This is a genomic window from Stackebrandtia sp. (assembly GCF_035643755.1).
In the GTDB taxonomy this organism is placed as follows: Bacteria; Actinomycetota; Actinomycetes; order Mycobacteriales; family Micromonosporaceae; genus Stackebrandtia.
The window spans coordinates 1-4,552 of the sequence record NZ_DASQPW010000097.1 but is presented as its reverse complement, the minus strand read 5'-3'; the positions used below and the strand labels follow the sequence as shown (position 1 = coordinate 4,552).

Annotated in this window: 5 protein-coding genes; 1 reads left to right on the top strand and 4 read right to left on the bottom strand. The window is 69.6% G+C overall.

The genetic code is table 11. The features are described 5' to 3' along the window. Together VE172_RS07335 and VE172_RS07330 are read right to left on the bottom strand one after the other, a co-directional pair. The coding region (locus VE172_RS07335) for a DNA polymerase III subunit gamma and tau (protein ID WP_324799259.1) at positions 1–1,182 on the bottom strand (1,182 nt) is incomplete at its 3' end. A gap of 49 nt (positions 1,183–1,231) precedes the next feature. Further along, complete coding sequence (locus tag VE172_RS07330; RefSeq protein ID WP_324799257.1) at positions 1,232–1,738, bottom strand: GNAT family N-acetyltransferase; 507 nt, start codon at positions 1,736–1,738, stop codon at positions 1,232–1,234. Positions 1,739–1,900: 162 nt separating this feature from the next. Here VE172_RS07330 and VE172_RS07325 point away from each other — a divergent pair, with 162 nt between their 5' ends. Beyond that, on the top strand, positions 1,901–2,881 hold the full coding sequence (locus VE172_RS07325; RefSeq protein ID WP_324799254.1) for a M48 family metallopeptidase: 981 nt from the start codon (positions 1,901–1,903) through the stop codon (positions 2,879–2,881). On the opposite strand, the gene VE172_RS07320 is transcribed toward VE172_RS07325, so the two are convergent. Next, a complete protein-coding gene (locus VE172_RS07320) occupies positions 2,791–4,005 on the bottom strand; it encodes a serine hydrolase domain-containing protein (RefSeq protein ID WP_324799251.1) in 1,215 nt (404 codons plus the stop codon). The two genes, VE172_RS07325 and VE172_RS07320, sit on opposite strands and share 91 nt — an antisense overlap. A gap of 62 nt (positions 4,006–4,067) precedes the next feature. Then, positions 4,068–4,552, bottom strand: a 485-nt coding sequence (locus tag VE172_RS07315; protein WP_324799248.1) for a hypothetical protein, incomplete at its 5' end; no start/stop codon positions are given.

Sequence of the window (4,552 nt, the reverse complement as noted above, 5' to 3'; positions counted from 1 at the left end):
CGCGGCGGCCATCGGCACCCCGTCGGCGACCCGCCGCTCGAGCTGATCGATGCGCTGCAACAACCCCGCCTGCGAATCGTCCACAGAGGGCAAAATGGCGCGGGCGCAGGCCAGCTCCAGGAGCAGCCGCGGCGCCGTGGTGCCCCGCATCGCGCCCAGCGCCTGGTGCACCACCTCGGCCATCCGGGTCAGGGTCGGCGTGCCCATCCGCACCGCCTGCCCCGTCATGCGTTCCAGCACCTCGGACGGCACGTCGATGAGACCCTCGCCCGCCGCGTCGGGCACCTGGTTGAGGATGATCAGGTCCCGCAGGCGTTCCAGCAGGTCCGAGCCGAACCGCCGCGGGTCGTGCCCCGCCTCCAGCGCCCTGTCGATGGTGGACATCGCGGCGGCGCCGTCCAGGGACGCCAACGCCTCGCACATCTCGTCCAGCAGCGCCCCATCGGTGACGCCCAGCAGCGACACCGCCCGCGCGTACGTCACGCCCTCGTCCCCCGCTCCCGCGATCAGCTGGTCCAGCACCGACAGCGTGTCGCGCGCCGAGCCCGCGCCCGCGCGGATCAACAGCGGATAGACGGTGTCCTCCACCGCGACGCCCTCGGCGTCGCACAGCTTCTGGCACAGGCCCTTCATGGCGGTGGGCGGCATCAGGCGGAAGGGGTAGTGGTGGGTGCGGGATCGAATCGTCGGCAGCACCTTCTCCGGCTCGGTGGTGGCGAAGACGAAGACGACGTAGTCGGGCGGCTCCTCCACCAGCTTGAGCAGCGCGTTGAATCCCGCCGAGGACACCATGTGCGCCTCGTCGATCACGTAGATCTTGTAGCGGGAGCTCACCGGCGCGAACACCGCGCGCTCCCGCAGCTCGCGGGCGTCGTCCACGCCGCCGTGGCTGGCCGCGTCGATCTCGATGACGTCGATCGACCCGTTGCCGTTGCTCGACAGCGCCACACACGAGTCGCACTCGCCGCAGGGCTCGGGCGTGGGGCCCTTGGCGCAGTTCAGGGAGCGGGCCAGGATGCGGGCGCTGGACGTCTTGCCGCAGCCGCGCGGCCCCGAGAACAGGTACGCGTGGTTGAGCCGCCCGTTGCGAAGCGCCGCGATCAGCGGTTCGGTGACGTGTTCCTGCCCGATGACCTCGGCGAAGGTCTGGGGACGGTACTTGCGGTACAGCGCCAGCGCCATGGTGCCTCCTTCTAGCCGAGGCACCAGCATAGGACGAGCGTGTGACGGATCAGTACGTGAACCGCAGGCCGTGCAGTTCGATGCCGTCGCGCCATTCGTGGGGCCGCTCGGCGAGGTCCTTGGTGAGGGTCACCTGGGACATCGCGGTGTACCCCGCGTCGTGGAAGCAGTGCAGCCCGGCGATGTTGCGGGTCACGGGCTGGATCGTGAGGTACTCCAGGCCGCGGCGGCCCGCCTCCTCGGCCACCCTCTCCAGCAGCGCCGTCCCCACGCCCTCGCGGCGGACGGACTCGCCCACCACCAGCGGCTCCACCTCGCCGTGGCGCCCTCGCACCAGCAGCCCCGTGAAGCCGATGACCTCGCCGTCGTCCTCGGCGACCCACATGCCCGACAGTTCCAGCCGGGTCAGGTACTCCTCGAACTCCGCGCCGGGGTCGTTGCCGCCGATGGAGTCGTCGTCGTAGAAACCGCGATGCGCCTGCGTCAGCTCGACCCACAGCCCCCGACACGCGGGGTGGTCGTCGGCGGGACGGTAGCCGCGAATCTCGAAGCTCATGAGTCATTACTACGCCACCGGCACCGAACGCGCCAGACAAATCGCCTTTGGACGTCCCGGTTTCGTGCCAATTGACCCTGTGTGAAGGGACGATGCGGCGCGGCGAAACTACCATCGATGGGGTCGTAGCGAAACACCCCGACTCACCAGGAGCGACGCGACATGCCAGAGACCCGTAGAGACCCCGTCATCTTGCGTGGCATCAGCTCCCGCGCCTGGGAGCACCCCGCCGACCGCGGGGCGTTGGTGGCATTGCGCGAGCTGAAGGGCTTCGATGTCGTGCTGCGCAAGCTGTTCAGCCTGCTCCCCGAGCGGGCGATCCGCCTGCAGTACCTGGGGGGCTCGGTGCGGGTCGACCGTCATCAGTACCAGAGCGTCCACAATGCGTACCTTTCGGTGGCGTCGGTGCTCGACGTGCCCGAGCCGCCCGAGCTGTACGTCACGCAGGACCCGTACCTCAACGGCATGACCATCGGTCTCGACAAGCCGATCATCGTGATCAACTCGGCGGCGGTCTCCCAGTTCGACGAGGCCGAGCTGCGCTTCCTGCTGGGACACGAACTCGGGCACGCCCAAAGTGGACACGCCCTGTATAAGACGATGCTGTCGGTGCTGCTGGCGTTGACGGGCAGCGTGTCGTGGATCCCCGGGGGCGCCATCGGCCTGCGGCTGTTGATCGCCGCGCTGTACGAATGGGACCGCAAGTCGGAGCTGTCGGCCGACCGGGCGGGCCTGCTGGCGGTCCAGAACCCGACGGTCGGCATCCGCCAACTGGCCAAGCTGGCCGGCGGCGGCGACCTCTCCGAGATCGACATCGCGGCGTTCCTGGAGCAGGCCAAGGAGTTCGAGGGCGGCGGCGACCTTCGCGAGAGCTTCCTGAAGATCCTGATGATCAGCCACCGCACCCACGATTTCCCCGTGGAGCGGGCGGCGGCCCTGAACCGCTGGGTCACCGACGGCGAATATCAGGACACCCTGGCCGGCAACTACGCCCGCCGCGAGGACGACGGCGACACCAACCTCACCGAGGAGGCCAAGTCGGCGGCGCGGCACTACCGCGACGAGTTCAACCGCTCGGAGGACCCGCTGACCAAGACGCTGCGCAAGCTGAAGGAGCGGGTCACCCCGCCGTCCGATAACTGACGCAGGACGTCGACGATCTGGGCCGCCAGGTCCAGGTCCTCCAGGTCGAACGCGTCGCCCTTCCGTACGGCGTTGGTGATCCAGAAGGCCATCGCGCCCGCGTCGAGGTCGCGGCGGATCTCGCCGAAGGTGAAGTCGTTGCCGCCGTTGTGTTCGGCGATGTGGTCGCCGTCGACGGTGGAGACCACCCAGCCGTAGCCGTAGTGGGTTTCGCCGTTGTCCTCCAGGACATAGGGGTGGTAGAGCCTGCGCTTGGCCGCCGACGGCAGGATCGCGTCGCCCTCGAGCGCCAGGTGCCACTTGGCCATGTCGGTGGCGGTGGATAGCAGGCCGCCGTTGCCCTTGAGGTTCCAGTAGGGACCGTCGTCGGCCCAGGGGTGTTGGTCGGGGCGGCCGTGGGGCTTGCCGCGTCCGTCGTATTCGATGGCGATGTCGTCGGTGTTCCATTGCAGCCGTGTGTATCCCGTGTGGATCAGGCCCGCGGGCGCGAAGAGGTGCTCGGCGAGGTACGTCTCGTAGGTGGCGCCCGAGACCCGCTCAACGATCGCGGCCAGCAGGCTGTAGCCCACATTGGAGTATCGGTACGTCCCTCCCGGCCTGGATTTCAGCGTCGAGGCGGCGGCGGCGCGCACCATGCCGTCGCGGGTCAGCTTCTCGTAGTCACCGCCGAGCGCGTCGACGAAGCCCGCGGTGTGGGTGAGGAGCTGGTGGAGGGTGATGTCGCGCTTGTCGCCGCCGAAGGCGTCGAAGTAGCGCGACAGCCTGTCGTGGACGCCGAGTTTCTCCGCCAGGGCGAGCTTCAGGACGGCGGTGGCGGTGAACTGCTTGGTCATCGAGCAGACGTCGTAGACCGTGTCGCCCGTGGCGGGGGTCTTTCGCGCGCGGTCGGAGTAGCCGAATCCCTTGCGGTACACCAGTTTTCCGTCCTTGACGGCGGCTACGGTGAGGCTGGCGCCGTCGGGCACGACGGAGTCGACCAGCTCGTCCACGGCGCGGCCGCCCGAGCCCCTGATGTAGCCGCGGTCCTTCGACATCGGCGGGGTGTGCGAGCAGGCGCTCAGGCCCGCGGTGGCGGCGACGCCGCAGCCCGCGAGAAGCCTGCGCCGTGCGAGGCGAATGGGCATAGAACTCCTTAATGGACTATTGGTGGAGGCACGGAGGTGCCGACGCCCGAGGGCGCGGGATCTCAGTAGCCGCAGTCGGACGGGTTGGTGGACACCGCGAAGCCCTTGGCCCACTCCAGGACCTTGTCGCGGCTCGGCGCGTGGGACCCGAAGCCGACCGACACCACGGCCCCGCCGATCCCGCTGTCGAAGACCAGCGTGCGGTCGCCGCTGTCGGCGTCGCGCCCCAGCTGGCCGCGCCGACCGTCCACGGTGACGTCGGTGGCGTCCTTCAGTGGCCTGGTGGCCAGCGGCCCCGACCTCACCTCGACCGTCGCCGAATACCGCTCGCCCGCGACGACGTGCTTCAGCGACGGCTCGCCGTCGGTGGCCCGCGCCTCGTCGTTGTCGACGGTGTCGCCGTCGCGCAGCTCGGCGATCATCACGCGGTTGACGCGCCCGCCGCTGGCATCGACGCAGATGTTCACCGCGTCGGCGCCGAACGCCGCCGCCACACCCGACCCCGCGGCCGACGGCAGCGCCACCGCCGCCGCCACGCCCGCCACGG

Bases quoted from the DNA above. Each gene is read 5' to 3' on its own strand.
- VE172_RS07325 (WP_324799254.1), top strand. From the start codon at position 1,901: ATGCCAGAGACCCGTAGAGACCCCGTCATCTTGCGTGGCATCAGCTCC.
- VE172_RS07330 (WP_324799257.1), bottom strand. From the start codon at position 1,738: ATGAGCTTCGAGATTCGCGGCTACCGTCCCGCCGACGACCACCCCGCG.
- VE172_RS07320 (WP_324799251.1), bottom strand. From the start codon at position 4,005: ATGCCCATTCGCCTCGCACGGCGCAGGCTTCTCGCGGGCTGCGGCGTC.